This is a genomic window from Chamaesiphon sp. OTE_20_metabat_361 (genome assembly GCF_031364565.1).
This window is the reverse complement of the sequence record NZ_JANLWO010000512.1, coordinates 1-3,569: the sequence shown is the minus strand read 5'-3', so window position 1 is coordinate 3,569 and position 3,569 is coordinate 1. Positions and strand designations below refer to the sequence as shown.

General features: G+C 47.0%; 5 protein-coding genes. 2 read left to right on the top strand and 3 right to left on the bottom strand.

Annotation, left to right across the window (positions count from 1 at the left end):
• Positions 1 to 608, top strand: a 608-nt coding sequence (prmA, locus tag RMO35_RS14900) for a 50S ribosomal protein L11 methyltransferase (RefSeq protein WP_309742115.1), incomplete at its 5' end; no start/stop codon positions are given.
• A gap of 183 nt (positions 609 to 791) precedes the next feature.
• On the opposite strand, the gene trmB is transcribed toward prmA, so the two are convergent.
• Both trmB and RMO35_RS14890 read right to left on the bottom strand, forming a co-directional pair.
• Complete coding sequence (gene trmB, locus RMO35_RS14895) at positions 792 to 1,442, bottom strand: tRNA (guanosine(46)-N7)-methyltransferase TrmB (RefSeq protein ID WP_309742114.1); 651 nt, start codon at positions 1,440 to 1,442, stop codon at positions 792 to 794.
• A 264-nt stretch (positions 1,443 to 1,706) separates the two neighbouring features.
• Positions 1,707 to 2,093, bottom strand: a complete 387-nt coding sequence (locus RMO35_RS14890; RefSeq protein ID WP_309742113.1) for an AbrB family transcriptional regulator — start codon at positions 2,091 to 2,093, stop codon at positions 1,707 to 1,709.
• A gap of 428 nt (positions 2,094 to 2,521) precedes the next feature.
• Between RMO35_RS14890 and RMO35_RS14885 the strand changes: the two genes are divergently transcribed.
• Complete coding sequence (locus tag RMO35_RS14885) at positions 2,522 to 2,989, top strand: RrF2 family transcriptional regulator (protein ID WP_309742112.1); 468 nt, start codon at positions 2,522 to 2,524, stop codon at positions 2,987 to 2,989.
• Between the two features lie 116 nt (positions 2,990 to 3,105).
• On the opposite strand, the gene RMO35_RS14880 is transcribed toward RMO35_RS14885, so the two are convergent.
• Positions 3,106 to 3,564, bottom strand: a complete 459-nt coding sequence (locus RMO35_RS14880) for a DUF4079 domain-containing protein (RefSeq protein ID WP_309742116.1) — start codon at positions 3,562 to 3,564, stop codon at positions 3,106 to 3,108.
• Between the last annotated feature and the right edge of the window lie 5 nt (positions 3,565 to 3,569).

Genomic DNA, 3,569 nt, shown 5'->3' with positions numbered 1-3,569 from the left:
AACACTGGCAAGCACAACCGATCGGCGATCGCTTAATTATCAATCCAGCTTGGTTGAGTTTACCTACAGACCCCGATCGAATCGTCCTTCAGCTCGATCCTGGCGTCGCCTTTGGGACGGGGACACATGCCACAACTCAACTGTGCTTAGAAGCCCTGGAAATGCGGATTCAGCCGAATACAAATCTAACAGTTGCCGATCTCGGCTGTGGTTCGGGAATTTTGTCTACCGCCGCAGTTTTGCTCGGTGCTACTCAAGTTTATGCTGTCGATAACGATCCGTTGGCTGTCAAAGCCACTGGCGAGAATCGCAATCTCAATCTGATCCCACCCGCAAAATTAATCGTCGATCTCGGCAGCATCGAGAAACTACAATCGATGCTACCCGAACCAGTAGATGGCTTTGTCTGCAATATTCTCGCTGATATCATCATCGAGCTTGCCCCCTCAATGGCGGCGCTAGTCAAACCTAAAGGCTGGGCAATTTTGAGCGGGATTCTATCGAGTCAAGTCGCTGATGTCTCCCATGTCCTCGAACAACACGGCTGGGTCGTCGGTACTGTCTGGAACCGTCAGGAGTGGAGCTGCATTAATCTTAAGTATAAGTAGATGGGAGATGGGAGTTGGGAGTTGGGAGATGGGAGTTGGGGGTTGGGAGTTAGACGCTTGCGTCCAAGAGTTTATAAATGTCTATTACTTACTTCCAGATCTCTTCTCTTTACCTTCTAACCTCTTCTCCTACTTTCTTATCTCTTATCTCCCAACTCCCAACTCCCATCTCCCCTTACCCTCTTATCTCCCAACTCCCATCTCCCCCCTAATCCACACCGCCCGATGCACTGGTAAACCGCGTTTGAGGGTGGACGTTTCTCTTTCGGTGGGAATGGCTAGAGGGTTTGGTTCTAGCCAGTCGGATTGGGTGCGGTGGAAGGCGGGATTTTCGCTAAAGCGATCGCACATTTCCTGGGCGACCCATTCGAGATCTGACTGCAAAAATACTTCGCCGCCGCTGGGTAAAAAGCGGGCGATGTCGTTGACTAATGCGGGTTGGACGACGCGCCGCTTGACGTGCTTGGTTTTGAAACAGGGATCGGGATACTGAATGCTAATTCGCTGGAGTTTGCCCGGTGGTAGCGATGCTAGTAGCGTCGCTAACGATGTATTGATATTGCCAAAAACATAGTGCAGATTGCCTAGACTGGCGGCATCCCGAATTTGATTGGCTTGGACGACCAAAGCTTGGCGGATTTCGATGCCTAGATAGTTCCACGAGCGCTCGTGTTGCGCCAATTCTAGCAAAAACCGCCCGCCAGCACTGCCAATGTCCAGATGAATCGGTGCGGACAAATCGGCATAAATCGCCGACCAATCGGGCGGAATCAGTGGCTGTTGATAGATAATACTTAACGGATTAACGTGTTGCCTAACTTTGATTCGAGCCATGAAAATAGCACTAATGTGGACGATCGATCCTGAGAGTTATCCCTCTGAATAAATGAAGCCAGCAAATCTCAGATTGTCAAGTCACAATCTAAAATTTACTAGCAAGGTGGGGAAAATAGAGAAAGCAATAAAGGTAATAACTCAGTCAGCCGAATCAGGAGCTGATTTTTGCAGAGGTGATTATCGTAATATCGATTTCTACATCCGCTACATCGATCGAGGAACTAGCTCGGAGCAAATTAAGTCTTTCGCCGCTGTCTCGATTTATTCGTCGTCGGTTTTATCGATTTGTTTGAGATGAATGTGCTTGCGTCCGAGGGAGATTTCAAACACGTCTCCTTCCTGTAAACCCATTTGCTTGGTATAAGCTGCACCGATCAATAAGTTATTATTAGATTGAACGGTGATTTTGTAGCTAGCGCTGCGACCGCCACGACCGCCACCAACAGCTTTACTATCTAACTGAATCCCCTCAGCATCAATGAGTGCGTTGAGAAATTTCATCATGTTGACACGCTCTACACCGTTCTTCGTTTCGGTAAAGTAGCCGCATTCACGCGCTTTATCTTCTTTGCTCGCACTGCCGAGATCTTTAACTTTCTGAAGCAGTTCTTCGCCAACTAGCGGCTCAATATTTTTCTTATTACTCATCAACTTAGATTTCAAACTAGAGGGTCTAACGCTATCCGGCGTTGCGGTTTTGCTAAACTAGACCTGCAATTAGTTATTGGAGGTTGCTATTAGCACTTGTCACCATAGTACACTGACTAGAGCAAGTTTGTTAACTATCTCTATCTAAAATACCATCTTTTTTAGACCTTAACGAAACTTATCTTCAAATATCAGGTGAATGGTAAATAATGGCGATCGGGTGGTAATGACAATCTTTTTTCAAAAAGTATCGATCGCGAGATTCGATGGAGCCAGCGATCGTCGATCGAGAAATCGGCTAATAGTCGAACATTAATAGTTCTTAGTAATATGCTCGCATCCTGCATCTTACTGGCTTGCCAACAACACAAATGTTAAGATTGAGGCTCTAAATTGGCAGATTTCCAGATCGTCCGATCCCAATCCTTATGAAGCTGACTACTCGCGGACAGTATAGCGTTAAAGCGATGCTAGACCTCAGTTTACAACCAGGTTACGGCCCGTCTTCGGTCAGTGCGATCGCGACCCGTCAGCATTTACCCATCCCCTATCTCGAAAAATTACTGATCGAATTGCGACGAGCTGGGCTAGTCAAATCCCTGCGGGGCGCTCATGGTGGTTATAAACTGGCAAAAAAACCCACCCAAATTTCTTTGAGTGATATTTTAGTCGCCGTTGGCGAATCAATAGTCGTCGATAAACCCGATCTCGATAAGTCCGGCTCTCTACAACGAACCGATACCAATCTAGCCGCAGATTGGGTCACTTTAATGGTCTGGAGTCGGCTCAATGAGAAACTCCAAGCTGCTCTAGCGAGTATTTCCCTCGCAGACCTCTATTACGATGCCCGCAGTTGGCAAGCCGCTCAGGGGGAGGTGAGTAGTTATATTATTTGAGTTAGTGGATAGTGAATAGTGGATAGTGGATAGATTATGGGGAGTGAGAAGTTGGGACGCTTGCGTCCTAACGCCAAAAAGCCTGCTTTCTATTCACTATCCACTATTCACTAAACCTACATTTTACTAATAATCCGCGTCAGGATTTCGACACCGGAAAAAGCTTGCCAGCCGAATAGACCGACGATGACGAGATTGATGCCGATATGACTGTATCTAGCCCAGTCCATGCCTTTTTGCATGAAGGGGGAGAGAGATGCCGAGACGGCAATTAAACCCGTCATGCCTAAGCCAGCGATCAAGTGAGGGCCAAAAAATAATTTACCATTATTGATGTATGTAGCTGCCATCCCGCCGATCGAGCCTAGCACCATCACTGCCAAGACGATCGAGCCGATTTGGTAGTGACGGACGTTGTATTTACCCTGAATGAGTTTTCTCTTATCCTCACCAGTTGCCGACCGAGTTTTACGAATTTGGAAGCCCAGATACATCGCGTAGAGAGAGGTTGCCAATAAGATCCACATTAGTGGTGGATGGACAAAATTGAGATAGGGTTTGATATTAGCGGGAATAAAGT

What these genes read in the sequence shown, in the direction of transcription:
- trmB (WP_309742114.1), bottom strand. Translation starts at nt 1,442, where the DNA reads ATGGCTCGAATCAAAGTTAGGCAACACGTTAATCCGTTAAGTATTATC.
- RMO35_RS14890 (WP_309742113.1), bottom strand. Translation starts at nt 2,093, where the DNA reads ATGAGTAATAAGAAAAATATTGAGCCGCTAGTTGGCGAAGAACTGCTT.
- RMO35_RS14885 (WP_309742112.1), top strand. Translation starts at nt 2,522, where the DNA reads ATGAAGCTGACTACTCGCGGACAGTATAGCGTTAAAGCGATGCTAGAC.